Genomic DNA, 16869 nt, shown 5'->3' with positions numbered 1-16869 from the left:
ACGGCGATGCATGCTGTGGGCTCAGTGCGTGGCAAGCAGCGATGGTTTTGCCACCATCCACACCGCCATCGCGACCATCATCACATTCTCGGTCAGCGAGACGAAACCCAGCGGAACCTTGCTGTCGCCGCCGACGCAGGCGCATTTGAGCTCCCGCCGCTCGATATAGACGGCATAGAACACGGATACCGCGCCGATCGTGCCGATGAACAATGCGATGGGCACCGAAAGCCACATCATCGTCCCGGTGACCATCAAAATGCCGGCGGCAAGCTCAGCAAAGGGATAGATGCGGCCATAGGGCACCCACCGCTTGGCCAGCAGGTCGTAGTTGAGGAACATCGTCGCGAAACTCTCGACATCCTTGAGCTTCTGAAGGGCGAGCAGACACATGGCAAAAGCGATGAACCACTCGGCCGCGCGAACCGTAAACAGGCTCTGTTCGATTGCCCAGCTGGCCGAAAGCGCCATCGCGGCGGCGACGCCGAACAGCGCGATGACCGGGACATAGGTCACCGCGTCCTTGTCGCGGACGCGCTTGCCCAGATAGCGGCGCAGATCGTCATAGCCGCCAATGCGCCGTCCATCGATGAAGACCTGCGGCGTGGTCGCCACCCCATGCTCTACCTTGAACGCATCGGTTTCGGATCGCGTCGTCAGGTGATGGTCATCGACCGAAAAGCCTTCGCGCCGGAGCAGATCGAGTGCCTTCAGGCCGTAGGGACAGGTGTGCTTGGGCATCACCATACGAAACAATTCTGCGGTCTTTACGGTGCGTGCCACGTCGAACTCCTTGAATTTGCGGAGTCAGGGTCGCTTCCAACCCCAACGTGATGGGCCAATAATCCTTCCAACCATTGGAAGGTCAAGCCGGTGCCGCTATATTTTTTGCGTCGGTATCAGCGGGCGGACAGACATGAATATAGGCACGGCGGCGCGGTTAACGGGAATCTCGGCAAAGATGATCCGCTATTATGAAGAGATCGGGCTCATCCCGCCCGCGGATCGCCGCGATTCTGGCTATCGCGACTATTCGGATGCCAATGTCCACGAGCTACGGTTCATCGGGCGCGCGCGCGACCTGGGATTCTCGGTCGCGGAGATTTCCGAACTGTTGGGCCTGTGGCGCGATCGCGAACGCAAGAGCGCCGATGTGAAGGCAATGGCGGCGGGCCACATCGGCAAGCTTCAGGCCAAGATTAACTCTTTGCAGGCTATGGCCGACACGCTGAGGGATCTTGCGTCGCATTGCGCGGGGGACGATCGGCCGGAATGCCCGATCATCGCGAAGCTGAACGATCCGTCGGATCACCCTGCATCGAGCAGATAGCGGCGCGCGCGGTATAACCGCGTCTCGACCGCTTTCTCGCTGATTCCGAGCAGTTCGGCGACCTGCGCCTGGGTCAGTTCGTCGATCGTCCGCAGCAGCAGCACTTCTCGCAAGCGCGCGGGCATTCCCGCTATCCTCCGTTCGATGCTGGTCAGTTCGCTGCGGTCGGCCAGTTGGCGATCGGGCAAGGCAGCGTCATCGGCGACATTCTGACCCTCGCCGATCGGCAGCAGTGCCCGAAGCGCCGCGCGCACGCGCTCCTTGCGCCGCCAGTCCCGCGCCTTGTTGAGCGCGATCCGCGCGAGCCAACCCCGCAGCGGGCGATCGGGATCATAACGCCGAAGCGCGGCATGCGCCGACACGAACGCCTCCTGAACCAGGTCGAGCGCTTCGTCGGGATCGCCAACCAGCCGGACGATGATGGCGTAGAGATAGCGTTTGTAGCGCCCGACCAGAATGGCGAACGCGCGCTGGTCCCCTGCCAGCGTTCGCGACACCAAAGCGGCATCGCTGCCATCGTCGCCGACGCTCACTTGGGCGCTTCGACAAGCGCCTTGGTCACAGCCTCATCGAACACCCCGACCTGGTCGTCCCGCAGCAACGCGCGCATAGCGAAGACATGCGCGACGGTCGCTTTTTGAAGCTCGCCCATCGTCATGTGTGTGGCGTCGATCGCCGCCTCGACCGCAGGGCCGTTGCGGTGCTCCGCCTGGATTGCGGCGGCGAGCCGACGATTGTCTGCGCGCATCCGCGCCTCGAGCGACCGTCGCTGCTCCGCGAAATCGCGCTCCAGAACCTCCAGCTTTTTCGCCTGCTCGGCGTCAAGGTTCAGCCGTTCGTGGAGCACGGCGTGAATATCGACCGAGGGTTTGACGGGGTCAGGGATCAGAAAATGCGCGACCAGCGCGCCGCACAGCGCAGCAACAAACGCAATCAACGCGAGTCCGGCGCGACGGCGGATCATTCGGCCGCGCTGCCCAGCAACAGCGTGGACGGCGCCAGCGGCCCCGGCTCAACCAATCCATGCGGCGTTGCGGCCACCGCGCGCTGGCCGGGCACGCCTCCAAAGACTGCGCCGATCAACAACGCGCCCGTCGCAAGCATTACGGTCATGCGCGGCCCCACCGCGTCGGAACTGCGCGCATCGATGCCTGCGATGATACGTTCCTCGATGCCGTCGAGGCCGGGATGCTCGGACCAGCGCGTCTGCGCCATGTGGGCGGTATAGTCGATTTCGGTTGCCATCTTTTTCGTCTCCGCCCCTCACTACGTGCGTATGGGCGTGTGCCCTCGAAATTTCGAGGGGTGCGATGTGCCTGCACGTATCATGCATCGAACCAACTGGAGTAGTTCATGCGCTTCCTTTCGAAATCCATGTTCGCAGCAGCGATCTTCTCGCTGCTCGCGGTGCCGGGCATCGCGCTGGCCCATCCCAAGCTGCTGTCCGCGAGCCCGGCGGCGAATGCGACGGTCAAGACCGCCGCGCGCATCGTCCTGAAGTTCAGCGAGCGGCTGACGCCGAAGCTGTCGGGAGCGACGCTGACCATGACCGGCATGCCGGGAATGGCCGACCACCCCGACATGAAGATGACGGGCGTCAACTCGGCCGTCGGCAGCGATGGCAGCTCGATCGTGCTGACCTCGGCCAAGCCGCTCCCGGCTGGCACCTATCGGGTCGATTGGCACGTCGTCGGCGGCGACACGCATCGGATCACCGGCACGCACAGCTTCACCATCGGCTGACATGATCGGGGTAATAGCGGGGGAAGGCGTGGCAGTCGCGCTGCGCTTTCTCCTCTACCTCGATCTGATGGCAATCGCCGGGTTGCTCCTGTGCGCGCAGCGAACCGCGCCGACCGCGGTGTCGCCGCGTTTGATCGCCTTGCTCGCTGCCATTGGCGTGGTGGTCACTGCCGCGCATTTCGCGGCAAGCGCCGCAGCCATGGTCGGCGGTGATGAAGCCCTTCTCGATACCGAAATGCTGCGCTTCATCGCGCTCGAAACGAGCCACGGAAAAGGGGCGGTGGTCCGACTTCTGGCCTTGGGCGCGCTGCTTGTGCTTACCGTGCTAGCGCGATCCGAACGTTCCCCCCCTGCTGCCAACAATGCTGGGCGTAGTTGCGCTCGCGAGCCTCGCCTGGTCTGGCCATGCGGGGGCTGGCGAGGGTGCGACGGGCGTCCTGCATAAGGCGTCCGACATCTTCCACCTGATCGCGGCCGCCATCTGGATCGGCACGCTGGTCCTTCTGCTCGTTGCAATCGGGCGGCGCGAGCCCGCGATCGACGAGATCGTCCCGGCATTGCGCCACTTCGCGAACACAGGCACGGCAGTCGTCGGTGTGCTGATTGTGACCGGCGTGATCAACCTCGCCTTGATCGCCGATCTCGCCCGTCCCGTGCAGTTGATCGCGAGCGACTATGGCCAGACGCTGGCGGTCAAGATCGCCCTGTTCCTGGCGATGCTCGCATTCGCGGCGGCAAATCGCTGGCGCTTCACCCCGCAACTCGAACATGCCGCCGGTCGCGACATGCGCGCGATCCGCATCAGCCTGTTGCTCGAATTAGCGCTCGGCATCACTGCGGTGCTGGTGGTTGCGCTCCTTGGAACGCTATCACCCGACTAGCGCTTGGTCGCCGATGACCAGTGAATATGGACGATCTTCCACACGCCAGCCGTTCGACGCAGGATCATCGTCTCCGTGCCGGTAAGGGCAAGCGTTTTCCCCTTCAAAGTGCCGGTCGTCTCGGTTTCGCTGGTGACCCAGGCGGACTCGGCTCCGATCCAGAACGTACGCTTCACCAGCTTGCGTTGGGTCGCGCCCGCGAACTCGGCGTCCGCTTTAAGATGATGGTTCGCATATTCCGCCTTGCTGCGCTCTGCCCGACCGGACTCGTAGATCAGCACATCGTCGCTCAGCAGCCTGAGCGCGGCTTCGACTCTCCCCTCAGCCAACGCTAAGTGAAACCTGTCCACCGTCGCGATTGGTGGTTGGACGGCGGCGATGTCCTCAGCGGTTGTGGCGATTGCGAGTGGTGTCTTGCTCAAGCCGACAAGCGCCAGCGTCATTGCGATCAACAGTCCTGTATTCATCATTTTCCCCCTCCACCGGCCATATAAATACGCGAACTGCCAATGTGTCCCTCATCGGGCGTGGCCACACGTTAGGGTCGGGACCCATAAACGGGATTCCCTTGGCGGCTGGGATGTGATTCATGCGCTGCGCCAGCAGGAGCGTGGATTTGAGCGAGTTTTGGTTGAGTGAAGCCCAGTTCGAGCGGCTGCGTCCGCTGCTGCCGGACAAGGTGCGCGGTGTGGCGCGGGTCGATGATCGGCGGGTGATCAGCGGCATCATTCATGTGGTGAAGTCGGGCGGGCGCTGGGTCGACGCGCCGGCCTGCTACGGGCCGAGGAAGACGCTCTACAACCGGTTCGTGCGCTGGGCGGCAAAGGGTGTGTGGCAGGAGCTGTTCGTCACGCTCGCGGCAGCAGGCGGGCCGCCCGCCGAGGTCCTGATCGACAGCACGCATATGAAGGCGCACCGCTCCGCGGGCGGTGGAAAAGGGGGGGCGCTCGTCCAGGCGATCGGGATCAGCCGGGGCGGCCGCAACAGCAAGCTCCACGCGCTCACCGACGGCGAAGGTCGGCCGCTCCGCTTCCTGCTGACCGGTGGCCAGGTCGCCGACTGCCGCGCAGCCGATGTGTTGCTCGATGATCTCGCGCCGCGCACCATCGTGCTCGCGGACAAGGCTTACGACAGCAATGCGATCCGCGACCTGATCGAGCGGCAGGGTGCCGTTCCGAACATCCCCTCCAAGACGAACCGCCGCTGGAAAAGCTGCTTCTCCAAGACGCTCTACAAGGGCCGCAACGCCGTCGAGCGCATGTTCTGCCGCCTCAAGGATTATCGCCGCATCGCCACCCGCTACGACAAGCTCGCCACCAACTTCCTCAGCGCCATCTACCTCGCCGCAGCCGTCACATGGTGGTTATGAGTCCCGACCCTAGTCGAAAATTCGCGAGAGCTGACATTAGTCGTTGTTGCTTTCCCCGTGGCGCCGCTCCGGCATCCGGCGGGAACTGTGAGCTGAAGCGATGGTTCACCTAGCCAGTACAAACAAAACTGGGGATCGAAGCCGTGTCGCACGAGCAGGACGAGACCGCATTGCGGGCGCTTGCCGATGCCCTTGCGGATGCCGGAAGGATCCATCGATCCGCTGCGGGGACAGCCGACGATCCCGGGTTGACCCGGATCATGAACGATCGCGCGGATCGTCTGGAGGCACTCGCCAGCAAGGTGTCGACAGGGATCAAGGGGAAGCCCGGCTCGATGCTGCAATTCCTTGATCGGCTGAAACTGGGGATCGATCAATGGTTCGGCGACGACGACGATGCTGCGGTCGTCGCGAGCCGCGAAGCGAAAGACCGGCTGCGCATCCTGATCGACGATTATGCGGAAGACTCGGAAATCGACCCCGACGTCCGCGCCGCGTTTCTGGACATCCGCGACAGGATCGGAACTGGCGCGCCGGCACCGACCGACACTGGGCTGACCAGCCTGCCGAACTAGCGCAGCATCTCGTCCGTGCGGTCGAGTTCGCCGTCCAGCGGGTCGCTTCCGATCCCCTCCAGCCTGCTCCCGGACACATAGCTGGCACGCGCAAGCACCTGCGCGACGAGCGGCAGGGTGATGAGCAGAAAGATCAGGGTGAGAAGGCCGGTGCCGGTTCGATCGATCGTGCCGGTCAGCAATGCGCCCAGGATCAGCAGGGCCGTGCCCAGCGTGCCCGCCTTGGTGGCGCTGTGCATGCGCTGCAACGGGTCGCGCAGGCGAATGACACCGATCGCCGCCGCGAGAACAAACGCGGTGCCAAGCGTCATCAGCACCATCGCCACGACGATCATGGTTCCCTCCGCTTCCGTTCGAGAAATGCCGCGAACGCCAATGTCGCGACGAAGTTGATCAGTGCAATACCGAGCGCGATGTCGAGAAACGCACCGCGCCCGGTCGTCACGGCGGTCAGTGCGGCAAAGCCGACCGCGATCGCCGTCAGCATATCGAGCGCGATCACGCGATCGGCAAAGCCCGGCCCACGCACCATCCGCCATCCGGCCAGCACCAGTGCGATGGCGAGCACCAGGCCGAGTACGGCGGACAGGATCGTCAGCGTCATGCCTCCAGCTCCAGGATCCAGCGTTCGTAGAGTTGCTTGAACCGCGCGACCGACGCCTCGGCATCTTGGGTATCGAGGATGTGAAGATAGAGGCGCGTGCGGTCGTCCGACACGTGCAGACAGGTCGACCCCGGTGTGAGCGAGGTGAAATAGGCGAACAGCGCCACGGCCCAGGGCCGTCTCACCGACACGGGCACGGCGATGATCGCCGGATGCGTGCGGATCGTCGGCGCCAGCACGATACGTGCGACCGAGACGGATGCGACGACCAGGTCCCACAGAAAGATCGCGGTCAGGACGCATATCGCCCGGAGACGGCGGAGTTGCTTCATCCCTGTCCCTCCAGCAACCGCGCCGACAGCTGCGCGATCGACCACAGCCATTGCGGCATCAGCCCGATCACCACGGTGGCGGCGGAGAGCAGTGCCATCGCCACCAGTCCGCTCTTCGGCACCGCGCGCATCGATGTGCGCCGCGCATCCTTCCAGCAGGCATCGGACCAGAAGGTCGACATGGAAACGATCGTCAGCAGGCCCGCCAGCAAGGCGACACCGCCCAGCCAGGCCATGTCGGCGTCGAGGCTCTCGCGGATCACGAACAGCTTCGCCCAGAAACCTGAAAAGGGCGGGATGCCCGACAGTGACAATACCGGAACCGCGAACAGCAAGGCGAACAGGGGCTCGCGCCGCACGATGCCACCCGCGCGGGTCAGATCCCAGCTGGCCGAGGCACGGCGGATCAGCCCGGCCCCGAAAAACAGGTTCGCCTGCACGATCATCGAATGCACCATGTAGAAGATCGCTGCGGTCACCCCGTCGCGCGTCCCCAGCGCGAGCGCCGCCATCATATACCCGACCTGCGCGACGACATGATATGCGAGGATGCGCCGCATATCGGTTTGTCCCAGCGCGCCAGCGACGCACAGCAGCATCGTCAGCGCGGCGATGCCACCGAGCAGAGGTGTCAATTGGGCGCCCCCCGGCGCACCTCGCCCCACCCCGAAGATCACCACCATCACCAGCAGGAGCGCATAGAAACCCATCTTGGTCAGCAGCCCCGCGAACACCGCCGCTACCGTGGTCGGTGCCGTGTGATAGGAGGCCGGAAGCCACAGGTGGAACGGCGCCAGCCCCGACTTCAGCATCAGCCCGCCGAGCAGCAGCGCCGCGGCAACTGCCGATGCGACGCTTGCCGGGCTGTCCGCCAGCACCGCCCCCCGCCGTCCGGATATCGAGCGTACCGGTCATGCCATAGATCATGCCGACGCCGATCAGGATGAAGGTCGCGGCCAGCATCGCGAACGCGGCATAACGGATCGCGCCGTCGATCTGCGCCGGGCGGCGGTCGATCGTCAGCAGTCCCAAGGCGGCGAGCAAGGCGAGTTCGAACCAGACGTAAAGGTTGAACAGATCGTTGGTGAGGCAGGCACCGTTCATCGCCCCGGCCATCGCCAGCATCAACGCATCATACCCTCCGCGCCGGCGGCGCGGGCCGATATCACCGATGGCATAGATCGCCGCGGCGAACAGGATCAGCGCGGTCACCACGACCAGCGCGGAACCTGGAAGTGCCGCCGAGAAACCGATGCCGAACCCCTGTGGCCAGCCGCCGAACACCGTCAGGGGGACGCGCGGATCGACCATCACGCGAGTGAGCAGGGCGACCGAGGCCAGCAGGACAAGCCCGCTCGCCGCCAGCCCTGTCATCAGCGCCGCCGCAGGATGCTTGCGCAGCAGCAGCGCCAGCGCCGCGCCCAGAAATGGCACCAGCACGGGCAGCGTGAGCAGAAGCGCGTCACCCATGCAGGTCATCCCGTTCCTGAGCCGGGCCGACCATCTCCGCGGCATCCACCTCGCGCGCATCGACCGTACCGCCCGAACGCCATGCGCGCAGCACCAGCACGCCCAGCATCACCGTCAGCGCGAACCCGATGACGATCGCGGTGAGGATCAGTGCTTGTGCAACCGGATCCGCGGACACGCCCAGCGCCTTGGCACCATCGCGGATGATCGGGGGCTGTTCGCTGCCAATCCGCCCGGCAAGAAACAGCAGCAGGTTGGTGCCGGTCGCGAGCAGGGACAGACCGAGCAGCATCCGGACGAGATTGCGCGACAGGATCATGAAGATCGCGCAGCCGATGATGCCCGCCCCGGTGAGCGCGTAAAGGATCGTCACTTCGTCGCCTCCCGCTGAAGGCCGAACAGGAAGGCCAGGACCGCGCCGAGTACGACCAGATAGACGCCGAGGTCGAAGATCATCGTCGTGCCCAGCTTGGGAAACCAGACAGGCTCCCACCACAAATGGGTGAGATAGGGACGTCCGGCGATCAGGCCCGGCAGCCCGCTGGCCAGGGTACAGGCCATGCCGATGCCCACCAATGTCAGCGGTCCGGCGCGCAATGTCCGCTCCGCGCGCTCGACCCCATAGGCCAGCGACAGCAGGGCGAAGGACAGCGCCGCGACGAGCCCGCCGACGAAGCCGCCACCCGGCTGGTCATGCCCGCGCCACAGGATCACCAGCGACGCCGCGAGCAGGGTCCAGCTGAGGACACGCCCAAAGGCCTGAAATGAGAAATGCACCGACGGCTGCGCCGCTTCCTGCGCCGCGCGGCCGCGACGCATCAGCAGCGAGCGGGCCAGCACCGCCGCCATCGCGATCACCATCGTCTCGCCCAGCGTATCGAAGGCGCGGAAGTCGACCAGGATCACGTTGACGACATTATGACCCTTGCCACCGAGATAGCTCATCTCGCTATAAAAGGCGCTGGCCGCCGAGCCTTGCGGACCAGCCGCCATATCGACGATGCCCGCCACCAGCATCAGCGCCATCACCCCCGCGACGACCGCGTCACTGCGCCGCATCGCCGTCGTGCGGGTGGCTGGGCTGGCCAAAGGGACCGCCATCAGCAAGGCGGTCAGCAATACGACCAGCAAGGCCTCGACCGCGAACTGGGTGAGTGCGAGATCGGGCGCACCGTTCATCATGAAGGTAAGGGCGATCGAAAAGCCGGTAAGGCCGGTCGCGATCATGGCGGTGAACAGGGATTGCGCACGCGTCGCCGCGACCGCGCCGCCGAGCCCGACCAGCGCCACCAATGCGGGGGCAAGGCGCCATGTGCCGGCGTCGGGCAATCGTGGCACGGCGCCCGCCGCGATCACGGACCAGGCGATCAGCCCCGCCATCCCGCCCACGACCACCAGCAGATAGCGGCGTAGATCGCCATGCTGGACCCATCCGGTCAGCGCGCGCGAACCGTGCATCAACCCGCGCAGGCTACGCTCCCACAGCTTCTCGAGGGCAAGCCGATCGAACCGCTCGGCGCCGCGCAGCCGGATGTGGATCTGTCTCCAGTACCGCACGATCAGCGCGCCGATGCCGATCACCACAGCGCTGAGCATCAGCATCGGCGTTAGGCCGTGCCAGACCGCGATATCGACATCGACCGCACGTCCATAGACCGCCGCCACCGCCGGACGTAGCGCGACGCGCGTGATCCAGTCGGGGTCGAGGCTGATGAGCAGGCCTGCCACCGCCAGGAGCAAGGGTGGCGCGACCAGTGACAGGCTCTCGCCATTGCGAAGCTCGCGATGCTTGGCGCCGCCGAGGAAGAAGGGACGCAGCGTCACCACGCCTGCAACGCCGACCATCGCGGCATTGACGATGACCGCGATTGCCAGTGGGGCGGTCTCCCAGCTGCTTTCGATTTGCGCCTCGAACAGGAATTCCTTCGAGATGAAGCCGATAAAGGGCGGAATGCCGGCCATCGACAGGCTGGCACCGACACAGGCGAGCGCGGTGAACGGCAGCACCCGCGCCAGGCCGCCAAGCGCGCGCAGATTCTGCTGACCCGTAGCGTGCAGGACGACACCCGCGCAGAAGAACAGCGCCGCCTTGTACAAGGCATGGGCGAGCAAGAACCCGACCATCGCCACCGTCGCTGCGGGGCCGTCCAGCCCGACCAGCAGGGTAAGGATGCCCAGCGATGCGATCGTCGAATAGGCCAGCGCGGACTTGAAGTTCTCGGCCCGCAACGCCTGCAGCGCAGCGACCAGCATGGTAAGGCATGCCACCGTCACCACCACGCCCCGTCCCCAGCCTGTCGCGGCGAAGACCGGCTCGAACCGCGCGAGCAGATAAATGCCCAATTTCACCATCGTCGCCGAATGAAGATAGGCTGACGCCGGGGTCGGCGCCTGCATCGCATTGGGCAACCAAAAATGGAACGGGAACTGCGCCGATTTGGTGAAGGCCGCGATCAGGATGCAGGCGACGATGGGCGTGCCCAAGGGGCTCGCCGCGATGGTTTCGGCCTGCCGCACCGCCTCGGCCATCGAATAGCTGCCCAGCACATGGCCGATCATCAGCACTGCGGCGAGCAGCATCAGCCCGCCGAATGCGGTCACTTGAAGCGCCATCAGCGCCGCGCGCCGCGCGCGCGCGCTGCGGCTGTCGAACCCGACCAGCAGAAAGGACAATATGCTGGTCGCTTCCCAGAACAGCAGCATCACCAGCAGGCTTTCGGCCAGCACCGTGCCCAGCATCGCCGTCTGGAACAGCAGGATCAGGGTAAAGAAGCGCGTACGCTCCTGACGCGGCTTCCCGGTCAGATAGCCGCCGGCATAGACCACGACCAACGCGCAGATGCCGGTGACAAGCAGGCAGAACAGGAAAGAGAAGCCATCGAGCCGCAAGGTCAGATCGAGCCCGATCCGTGGCGCCCAATTCCTCCCCTCGCCCAACACCCAGCCGCGCTCGACCACCGGTGCCATGGAGACGAAGGCGGCGAGCAAGCCGATCGGAAGCAGTGCGATCACCAATCCCGCACCGCGCCCGATCACGCGTGCGGCGAGCGGCATCACACATGCCCCGATCAGGGAAATCAGCAGGATAACGAACATCTCCGGACCCAATGCCCCAGTTCGCGATCGGATGCATGCTTATTGGAAATGGAGGGCGAGTGGGGATCGGCGCGATGTCGATCCCCGAGCCGCCCCCGGAGGCAGGGTCGCCTGTCGTCCGGTCACCGTCCCAATCGCATGTCGCCGCGCAGTTGGTTTCTAGGTAACAGTTGTCATGCCTTTAGGCCGGGGGAGGCGGGGGGCGACGAACGGCAACTCGCTGGTTGCGCGCCGGTCTCGGTGCATGGCTGAGATTAGGGCGCATCCCGTCTATTGGCTTAGGTAGAGACCAGCCCTTCCGCTTCTGGGCCGGATGCTGCCTAGCAGCCTTTGTCGGTGAGAACGGCAAAGCTGCCGCGTCGCAAACGACGCTTCGGCACAGCGCTCATGGCTTTGTTTCTGAGCAATGTGCTTCAATAGGCCGGACTCGAGGACAAAGCCGAATATTTTGGCCCACCCATGCAAGTCGAGTAATCCGTGACGCCCCAAATGATTGATGCCCCTCCCCGGCGCGAACAGGTCTTGAAAGCTCACAGGCAAAGCCTCATTACAGTTTGATGATCATTGTTGATCCTTCAAATGCCATGAGCCCTGGGGGCAGCGGCACGGCGCGACTGCGCCCCTAGGCACGTTCGCCTAGGCAAAGTCGGCGTCCTCGCGCCGCACAAACATACAACCAGAATAATTTCTCGAATGGCGCGGGTACTTCGTGCCTGGAGGCACTTTTGTTTTTCACCCGCTTCACGGCTCTCGGCGTCTGCCTTGTGAGCGCCGTTGTCTCATGTCTGTATCTCCCGGATGCTTGGGCCGTGCCCTTGTTCGCAGTAACAGCAGTGTTATCAGCAATCGGTCTCTACGATCTTGCGCAGCCGCTGCACTCGGTCCGCCGCAATTACCCGATCATCGGCCGGCTGCGCTGGTTCTTCGAGGAAATCAGGCCTGAGATTCGGCAGTATCTGATCGAAGGCGACAACGACAAGGCTCCTTTCTCAAGAGCCCAGCGCTCGCTTGTTTACGCACGTGCGAAAAATGAAAGCAGCGACCGCGCATTCGGCACGCTCGTGGATGTCTATCAGAATGGCTACGAGTTCATAGCGCACTCGACGCGCCCAGCGCGTGTCGCCGACCCGGCAACCTTCAGGATCCCGATCGGCGGACATGATGGCGCTCCACCTTACATTGCGTCGATCTTCAATATCTCGGCGATGAGTTTTGGCTCGCTCAGCGCTAACGCAATTCGTGCGTTGAACAAGGGCGCTCGTCTAGGCGGCTTTGCACATGATACCGGGGAAGGGAGCATCAGTCCCTACCATCGGGAACATGGCGGCGACCTTATCTGGGAAATCGGCAGTGGCTATTTCGGTTGCCGGACTGCGGACGGACGCTTCGACCCGGTCCGTTTTGTCGAACAGGCCGCTGATCCGCAGATCAAGATGATCGAACTCAAGCTCAGCCAAGGGGCCAAGCCCGGTCATGGCGGCATCCTCCCGGGCGAGAAGGTGACACCCGAGATTGCAGCCACGCGCGGCGTGCCGGTAGGAGAGGACTGTATCTCGCCGGCTCGCCATCGCGAGTTTTCGACGCCGCTGGAACTGGTCAAGTTCCTGGGACAGCTTCGTCGGCTCGCAAGGGGTAAGCCCGTCGGGATGAAGCTGTGCGTCGGTCAGCCTTGGGAATTCATGGGCATGGTCAAGGCGATGCGCGAGACCGGGATCATGCCGGACTATATCGTGGTCGATGGCTCCGAAGGCGGAACAGGCGCCGCGCCAGTCGAATTCGCCGACAACCTCGGCATGCCGATGCGCGAGAGCTTGCTGTTCGTCCACAACACGCTGGTCGGCGCAGGGCTTCGCAAGCGCATCAGGATCGGTGCGGCCGGCAAGATCGTCAGCGCGTTCGATATCGCATCGGTGCTTGCATTGGGGGCTGACTGGACCAATGCGGGCCGCGGCTTCATGTTCGCGCTTGGCTGTATTCAGTCGCTCTCCTGTCATACGAACCGCTGCCCCGTGGGCGTCGCCACACAGGATCCGATGCGTCAGCGTGCGCTCGTCGTGCCGGACAAGGCCGAGCGCGTCTTCAACTTTCACCGCAACACCATGAAGGCTCTAGCGGAGATGCTCGCTGCGGCAGGCCTGGACCATCCTTCACAGCTTGGTCCTCATCACCTTGTCCGTCGCGTCTCATTGACCGAGATTCGGCTTTTTTCTCAACTGCACATCTTTCTCGAAGATGGCGAGTTGCTGACTGGTTCGCACGACCGCGACTTCTACAGCGCGGCATGGCGGCTCGCGCGCTCCGACAGTTTCGAGCTGGCGCAATGACGCAGCGACACACTGCCGCATGGCCAGTCGAGCCCGCGGCGCCTGCCGGGACTGGAGCGACGCGTGCTCCGGCCGGGGCCGTCGTGCACGCCGATGACAGAAGACTGTAGGAGCGCCGCACGGGCGTTTTCCTCCTGGCGACGCTTTGCTGTTTGCTGTGGGGCAGCGCATATCCCGCGATCAAGGGCGGCTATGCGATGCTCGGCATCGGCAAAGCTGACATTGCGAGCCAGGTGCTCTTCGCGGGCTGGCGTTTTACTCTCGCCGGCGCCGGATTGCTGATTTTCGCCGCTGCGGTGCGTCGCCCAGTGGTCGCCCAAGGCGTTCGCTATGTCGGGCAGCTGACGCTGCTCGGTCTGACACAGACGGCGGTTCAATACGTGTTCTTCTATATCGGCCTGGCGCACACAACCGGCGTAAAGTCTTCGATCATGAACGCCACGGGCGTGTTTTTCAGCGTCGCGCTGGCGCACTTCATTTACGTCGATGACCGGATGAGCAGCCGTAAAACTCTCGGTTGCCTCATCGGCTTTCTCGGCGTGATCGTCGTCAACGTCGGCGGAAGCAACGAGCTTAGGCCGGATCTCACCCTCTTGGGCGAAGGCTTTGTTGTGATCGCTGCCCTCGTGCTGGCGGCGGCCTCCATTTATGGCAAGCGGCTGTCGCAATCGCTCGATCCGATGGTCATGACCGGTTGGCAGCTGCTGATCGGTGGCGTTCTGCTTACCGTTGCCGGGACAGCATTCGGTGGGCACATCGACCATCTGGACTTCAAATCCGGCGCGCTGCTCATTTATCTGGTCGTGCTATCGTCCGTCGCGTTTGCGATCTGGAGCTTGTTGCTCAAGCATAACCCGGTCGGCCTCATCGCCGCGTTCAACTTCCTGGTGCCCGTATCTGGCGTAGGACTTTCAGCGGCATTCCTGGGCGAGTCGATCTGGCATTGGAAGAACTTGGCGGCTTTGGTGCTCGTATCCGCCGGCATATGGCTCGTTACGCGTACACCGAAGTCGGGCTGAGTGCCTGAACCCTCGCTATCAGCCGAGTCGCGCGGTCGTCACCATCCGCACCAGATCGGACAGGGTCTTCGCCTGCATCTTGAGCATCACGTTTGCGCGATAGACCTCGACCGTGCGCGCGCTGATGCCGAGGTCGAAGGCGATCGCCTTGTTTGCGTCGCCGCGCGCCAGGCCATCCATCACCTCGCGCTCGCGGCCACTCAGCGACGCAATGCGGTCGAGCACCGCTTGTCGTTCGGCGTGTGAAGCCTCGGTATCAGCTTGCCGGGCAAGCGCCTTGCGGATGGAGGCCAGCATGACCTGGTCGTCAAACGGCTTTTCGATGAAATCTGCGACCCCGGCATGCATCGCCTGGATCGCCAGCGGCACATCGGCATGACCGGTGATGACGATCACCGGCACGCTGGCGCCGCGCCGCGTCATCTCTTCGACCAGTTCTATCCCGCTGCGCCCCGGCATGCGCACATCGGTGACAATACACGCCCCCGCCAATGGCGGCGACGCGGCGAGGAAGGCATCGGCGGAGGGGAATGTGCGGACGCGGATTTCCGCGCAATCGAGCAGGAACTCGAGCGAATGCCGGGCCGCCTCGTCGTCGTCGATTACATAGACCATGGGGTCAGTCGCCATCATACAGCTCCTCTTGCCCGACGCGCCGCAGCGTCAATCCAAACACTGCCCCGCCGCCCTCACGCGCCGCCGCCCAGATGTGGCCGCCATGCGCCTCAACGATGGTGCGCGAGATCGACAGGCCGACACCCATACCGGTCCGCTTGGTCGTGACGAACGGCTGGAACAAACGTTCGGCGATTTCCGGATCAATTCCGGGTCCTGTGTCAGCCACCGTCACCTCCGCCATATCGTCCTCTGCCGCCGAAATGGTGATGGTCAGCTCGCGCACGGCGCCGTCCCCCGCAGTCATCGCATCGACCCCGTTACGCACGAGATTGAGCAGCACCTGCTGGATTTGCACCTTGTCTGCCAGCACGAGATCGACGTCCGGGCTGAAAGAATAGCGCACGCGGATATCGTGCTCCTTCACCCCGATCAACGCCAGCGCGCTTGCCTCCTCAACCAGCTTTGGCAGGCTTTCGACTGACCGCTCGGTCTCGCCGCGCGCGACGAATTCGCGCAGCCGGCGGATGATATCGCCCGCGCGCAACGCCTGTTCGCTGGCGCGCTCGACGGCGTCGCCCACCCGCTCGACCGGCACTTCGTCCCGCGCCAATAACATGCGGCTGCCCTTGAGGTAATTGGCGATAGCCGATAACGGCTGATTGAGCTCGTGCGCCAGCGCCGAGGCCATTTCCCCCAGCGCGGTCAGCCGCGAGACATGCACCAGCTCGGCCTGCAACTCTTGGAGACGCGTCTCGGCCTGCTGCCGTTCGGTCAGGTCGCGAATGAAGCCGGTGAAGTGGCGCTGGCCACTGACCCGCATCTCCCCCACCGCAAGCTCGAGCGGAAAGGTCGAGCCGTCCTTCCGGACGCCGACCACGACGCGACCCTTGCCGATGATGCGCTTCTCGCCCGTCTCATAGTAGCGAGCGAGATAGCCGTCGTGCGCGCCGCGATACGGATCGGGCATCAGCAGGCTGACGTTGCGGCCGTGCACCTCGTCGGCCTCCCAGCCGAACATGCGCGTCGCCGCCGGACTGAAGTCGCGGATCAGTCCCGCTTCGTCGATCACCACGATTGCGTCGGGTACAGTGTCGAGCAGCGAGCGCAGATGCGCTTCGCGCCGTGCCAGTCCCTCAGTCACGCGCTCGGCTTCGGCCCGCGCGCGCTGAAACCACTCGCCCCCCAGCGCAATGGCGGCGCCGATCACGACGAATGCGCCCGAGGCGATCCAGTTGCCCGCCCCGACCGGTCCGATCATGCGGTCGCACCATAGGCCGACGGCCGCACCCGCGACGCTCGCCGCGAAGCCCGCTCGCAGACCACTGAGCGCGCTCGCCAGTACCACGGCAGGCACGAAGAAGATGTAGGTCGCGCGCTGCCCGAGCTCTGCGGCGAAGGCGACCCGCACCCCCCGCCCCCAAGGCGACGGCGATCGCCGCCAACGCCAACGTCACCAGCAGCGGCGGCGTGGGGATGATGGTGTGGCGCAGGGAAAGGCGCTTTTCGGT

General features: G+C 64.3%; 21 protein-coding genes and 1 pseudogene. 7 read left to right on the top strand and 15 right to left on the bottom strand.

The genetic code is table 11. From position 1 onward, the window contains the following. Positions 1–21: 21 nt before the first annotated feature. Positions 22–747, bottom strand: a complete 726-nt coding sequence (locus LRS08_RS14920; protein ID WP_257845404.1) for a glutaredoxin — start codon at positions 745–747, stop codon at positions 22–24. 169 nt (positions 748–916) lie between these two features. On the opposite strand from LRS08_RS14920, the gene cueR reads away from it, so the two are divergent. After that, positions 917–1330 (top strand): Cu(I)-responsive transcriptional regulator, encoded by a 414-nt coding sequence (cueR, locus tag LRS08_RS14915; protein ID WP_257842942.1) that lies wholly within the window; start codon positions 917–919, stop codon positions 1328–1330. On the opposite strand, the gene LRS08_RS14910 is transcribed toward cueR, so the two are convergent. The 3 genes from LRS08_RS14910 to LRS08_RS14900 are packed head-to-tail and all read right to left on the bottom strand — an operon-like array spanning position 1309 to position 2575. Continuing rightward, on the bottom strand, positions 1309–1863 hold the full coding sequence (locus LRS08_RS14910; RefSeq protein ID WP_257842943.1) for an RNA polymerase sigma factor: 555 nt from the start codon (positions 1861–1863) through the stop codon (positions 1309–1311). The two genes, cueR and LRS08_RS14910, sit on opposite strands and share 22 nt — an antisense overlap. Continuing rightward, positions 1860–2294 (bottom strand): periplasmic heavy metal sensor, encoded by a 435-nt coding sequence (locus tag LRS08_RS14905; RefSeq protein ID WP_257842944.1) that lies wholly within the window; start codon positions 2292–2294, stop codon positions 1860–1862. The genes LRS08_RS14910 and LRS08_RS14905 overlap by 4 nt, the downstream gene beginning before the upstream one ends. Then, entirely contained in the window at positions 2291–2575 is a 285-nt protein-coding gene (locus tag LRS08_RS14900) for a hypothetical protein (RefSeq protein ID WP_257842945.1), read from the bottom strand. The genes LRS08_RS14905 and LRS08_RS14900 overlap by 4 nt, the downstream gene beginning before the upstream one ends. A 108-nt stretch (positions 2576–2683) precedes the next feature. On the opposite strand from LRS08_RS14900, the gene copC reads away from it, so the two are divergent. Further along, a complete protein-coding gene (gene copC, locus LRS08_RS14895) occupies positions 2684–3073 on the top strand; it encodes a copper homeostasis periplasmic binding protein CopC (RefSeq protein ID WP_257842946.1) in 390 nt (129 codons plus the stop codon). Here copC and LRS08_RS14890 read toward each other — a convergent pair. Next, on the bottom strand, positions 3060–3341 hold the full coding sequence (locus tag LRS08_RS14890; RefSeq protein ID WP_260480886.1) for a hypothetical protein: 282 nt from the start codon (positions 3339–3341) through the stop codon (positions 3060–3062). The two genes, copC and LRS08_RS14890, sit on opposite strands and share 14 nt — an antisense overlap. A 94-nt stretch (positions 3342–3435) precedes the next feature. On the opposite strand from LRS08_RS14890, the gene LRS08_RS14885 reads away from it, so the two are divergent. Beyond that, positions 3436–3954, top strand: coding sequence for a CopD family protein (locus LRS08_RS14885; protein ID WP_257842948.1), 519 nt, complete (start codon positions 3436–3438; stop codon positions 3952–3954). Here LRS08_RS14885 and LRS08_RS14880 read toward each other — a convergent pair. Further along, on the bottom strand, positions 3951–4397 hold the full coding sequence (locus LRS08_RS14880) for a nuclear transport factor 2 family protein (RefSeq protein ID WP_257842949.1): 447 nt from the start codon (positions 4395–4397) through the stop codon (positions 3951–3953). The two genes, LRS08_RS14885 and LRS08_RS14880, sit on opposite strands and share 4 nt — an antisense overlap. Before the next feature lie 146 nt (positions 4398–4543). Between LRS08_RS14880 and LRS08_RS14875 the strand changes: the two genes are divergently transcribed. Both LRS08_RS14875 and LRS08_RS14870 read left to right on the top strand, forming a co-directional pair. Further along, on the top strand, positions 4544–5323 hold the full coding sequence (locus LRS08_RS14875) for an IS5 family transposase (RefSeq protein ID WP_374580018.1): 780 nt from the start codon (positions 4544–4546) through the stop codon (positions 5321–5323). A 143-nt stretch (positions 5324–5466) separates the two neighbouring features. Continuing rightward, complete coding sequence (locus LRS08_RS14870) at positions 5467–5898, top strand: hypothetical protein (RefSeq protein WP_257842950.1); 432 nt, start codon at positions 5467–5469, stop codon at positions 5896–5898. Here the strand turns inward: LRS08_RS14870 and mnhG are convergent. The 7 genes and pseudogenes from mnhG to mbhE form a co-directional block, all read right to left on the bottom strand. Further along, positions 5895–6233 (bottom strand): monovalent cation/H(+) antiporter subunit G, encoded by a 339-nt coding sequence (mnhG, locus tag LRS08_RS14865; RefSeq protein WP_136943469.1) that lies wholly within the window; start codon positions 6231–6233, stop codon positions 5895–5897. The two genes, LRS08_RS14870 and mnhG, sit on opposite strands and share 4 nt — an antisense overlap. Continuing rightward, entirely contained in the window at positions 6230–6502 is a 273-nt protein-coding gene (locus LRS08_RS14860; protein WP_136943468.1) for a monovalent cation/H+ antiporter complex subunit F, read from the bottom strand. Before LRS08_RS14860 ends, mnhG begins: the two co-directional genes overlap by 4 nt. Beyond that, a complete protein-coding gene (locus LRS08_RS14855; protein WP_136943467.1) occupies positions 6499–6834 on the bottom strand; it encodes a Na+/H+ antiporter subunit E in 336 nt (111 codons plus the stop codon). Before LRS08_RS14855 ends, LRS08_RS14860 begins: the two co-directional genes overlap by 4 nt. Next, on the bottom strand, positions 6831–7712 hold the full coding sequence (locus tag LRS08_RS14850; RefSeq protein WP_260480885.1) for a proton-conducting transporter membrane subunit: 882 nt from the start codon (positions 7710–7712) through the stop codon (positions 6831–6833). Before LRS08_RS14850 ends, LRS08_RS14855 begins: the two co-directional genes overlap by 4 nt. A gap of 22 nt (positions 7713–7734) precedes the next feature. Next, positions 7735–7938: pseudogene (locus LRS08_RS20345) on the bottom strand (proton-conducting transporter membrane subunit); the annotation flags it as partial. Positions 7939–8296: 358 nt separating this feature from the next. Continuing rightward, positions 8297–8677 (bottom strand): sodium:proton antiporter, encoded by a 381-nt coding sequence (locus LRS08_RS14845; RefSeq protein ID WP_249276588.1) that lies wholly within the window; start codon positions 8675–8677, stop codon positions 8297–8299. After that, positions 8674–11358 (bottom strand): hydrogen gas-evolving membrane-bound hydrogenase subunit E, encoded by a 2685-nt coding sequence (gene mbhE, locus LRS08_RS14840; RefSeq protein ID WP_257842952.1) that lies wholly within the window; start codon positions 11356–11358, stop codon positions 8674–8676. The genes LRS08_RS14845 and mbhE overlap by 4 nt, the downstream gene beginning before the upstream one ends. Before the next feature lie 767 nt (positions 11359–12125). Between mbhE and LRS08_RS14835 the strand changes: the two genes are divergently transcribed. Further along, positions 12126–13724: an FMN-binding glutamate synthase family protein gene (locus tag LRS08_RS14835; RefSeq protein ID WP_257842953.1), complete on the top strand. Its 1599-nt coding sequence runs from the start codon at positions 12126–12128 to the stop codon at positions 13722–13724. Positions 13725–13858: 134 nt separating this feature from the next. After that, positions 13859–14743, top strand: coding sequence for a DMT family transporter (locus tag LRS08_RS14830; RefSeq protein ID WP_257845405.1), 885 nt, complete (start codon positions 13859–13861; stop codon positions 14741–14743). Positions 14744–14761: 18 nt separating this feature from the next. On the opposite strand, the gene fixJ is transcribed toward LRS08_RS14830, so the two are convergent. Beyond that, positions 14762–15376, bottom strand: coding sequence for a response regulator FixJ (fixJ, locus tag LRS08_RS14825; protein WP_260480884.1), 615 nt, complete (start codon positions 15374–15376; stop codon positions 14762–14764). After that, positions 15363–16769, bottom strand: a complete 1407-nt coding sequence (locus LRS08_RS14820) for a sensor histidine kinase (protein ID WP_260480883.1) — start codon at positions 16767–16769, stop codon at positions 15363–15365. Before LRS08_RS14820 ends, fixJ begins: the two co-directional genes overlap by 14 nt. Positions 16770–16869 lie beyond the last annotated feature (100 nt).

The sequence above is a fragment of the Sphingomonas sp. J315 genome, from assembly GCF_024666595.1.
Classification (GTDB): Bacteria; Pseudomonadota; Alphaproteobacteria; order Sphingomonadales; family Sphingomonadaceae; genus Sphingomonas.
The sequence above is the reverse complement of the archived record's forward strand: the minus strand, read 5'-3'. Positions and strand labels throughout refer to the sequence as shown.

Excerpts from the sequence above, each read along its gene's own strand:
- LRS08_RS14920 (WP_257845404.1), bottom strand. The coding sequence starts at position 747 with ATGGTGATGCCCAAGCACACCTGTCCCTACGGCCTGAAGGCACTCGAT.
- cueR (WP_257842942.1), top strand. The coding sequence starts at position 917 with ATGAATATAGGCACGGCGGCGCGGTTAACGGGAATCTCGGCAAAGATG.
- LRS08_RS14905 (WP_257842944.1), bottom strand. The coding sequence starts at position 2,294 with ATGATCCGCCGTCGCGCCGGACTCGCGTTGATTGCGTTTGTTGCTGCG.
- LRS08_RS14900 (WP_257842945.1), bottom strand. The coding sequence starts at position 2,575 with ATGGCAACCGAAATCGACTATACCGCCCACATGGCGCAGACGCGCTGG.
- copC (WP_257842946.1), top strand. The coding sequence starts at position 2,684 with ATGCGCTTCCTTTCGAAATCCATGTTCGCAGCAGCGATCTTCTCGCTG.
- LRS08_RS14885 (WP_257842948.1), top strand. The coding sequence starts at position 3,436 with ATGCTGGGCGTAGTTGCGCTCGCGAGCCTCGCCTGGTCTGGCCATGCG.
- LRS08_RS14880 (WP_257842949.1), bottom strand. The coding sequence starts at position 4,397 with ATGACGCTGGCGCTTGTCGGCTTGAGCAAGACACCACTCGCAATCGCC.
- LRS08_RS14875 (WP_374580018.1), top strand. The coding sequence starts at position 4,544 with ATGCGCTGCGCCAGCAGGAGCGTGGATTTGAGCGAGTTTTGGTTGAGT.
- mnhG (WP_136943469.1), bottom strand. The coding sequence starts at position 6,233 with ATGATCGTCGTGGCGATGGTGCTGATGACGCTTGGCACCGCGTTTGTT.
- LRS08_RS14860 (WP_136943468.1), bottom strand. The coding sequence starts at position 6,502 with ATGACGCTGACGATCCTGTCCGCCGTACTCGGCCTGGTGCTCGCCATC.
- LRS08_RS14855 (WP_136943467.1), bottom strand. The coding sequence starts at position 6,834 with ATGAAGCAACTCCGCCGTCTCCGGGCGATATGCGTCCTGACCGCGATC.
- mbhE (WP_257842952.1), bottom strand. The coding sequence starts at position 11,358 with ATGCCGCTCGCCGCACGCGTGATCGGGCGCGGTGCGGGATTGGTGATC.
- fixJ (WP_260480884.1), bottom strand. The coding sequence starts at position 15,376 with ATGATGGCGACTGACCCCATGGTCTATGTAATCGACGACGACGAGGCG.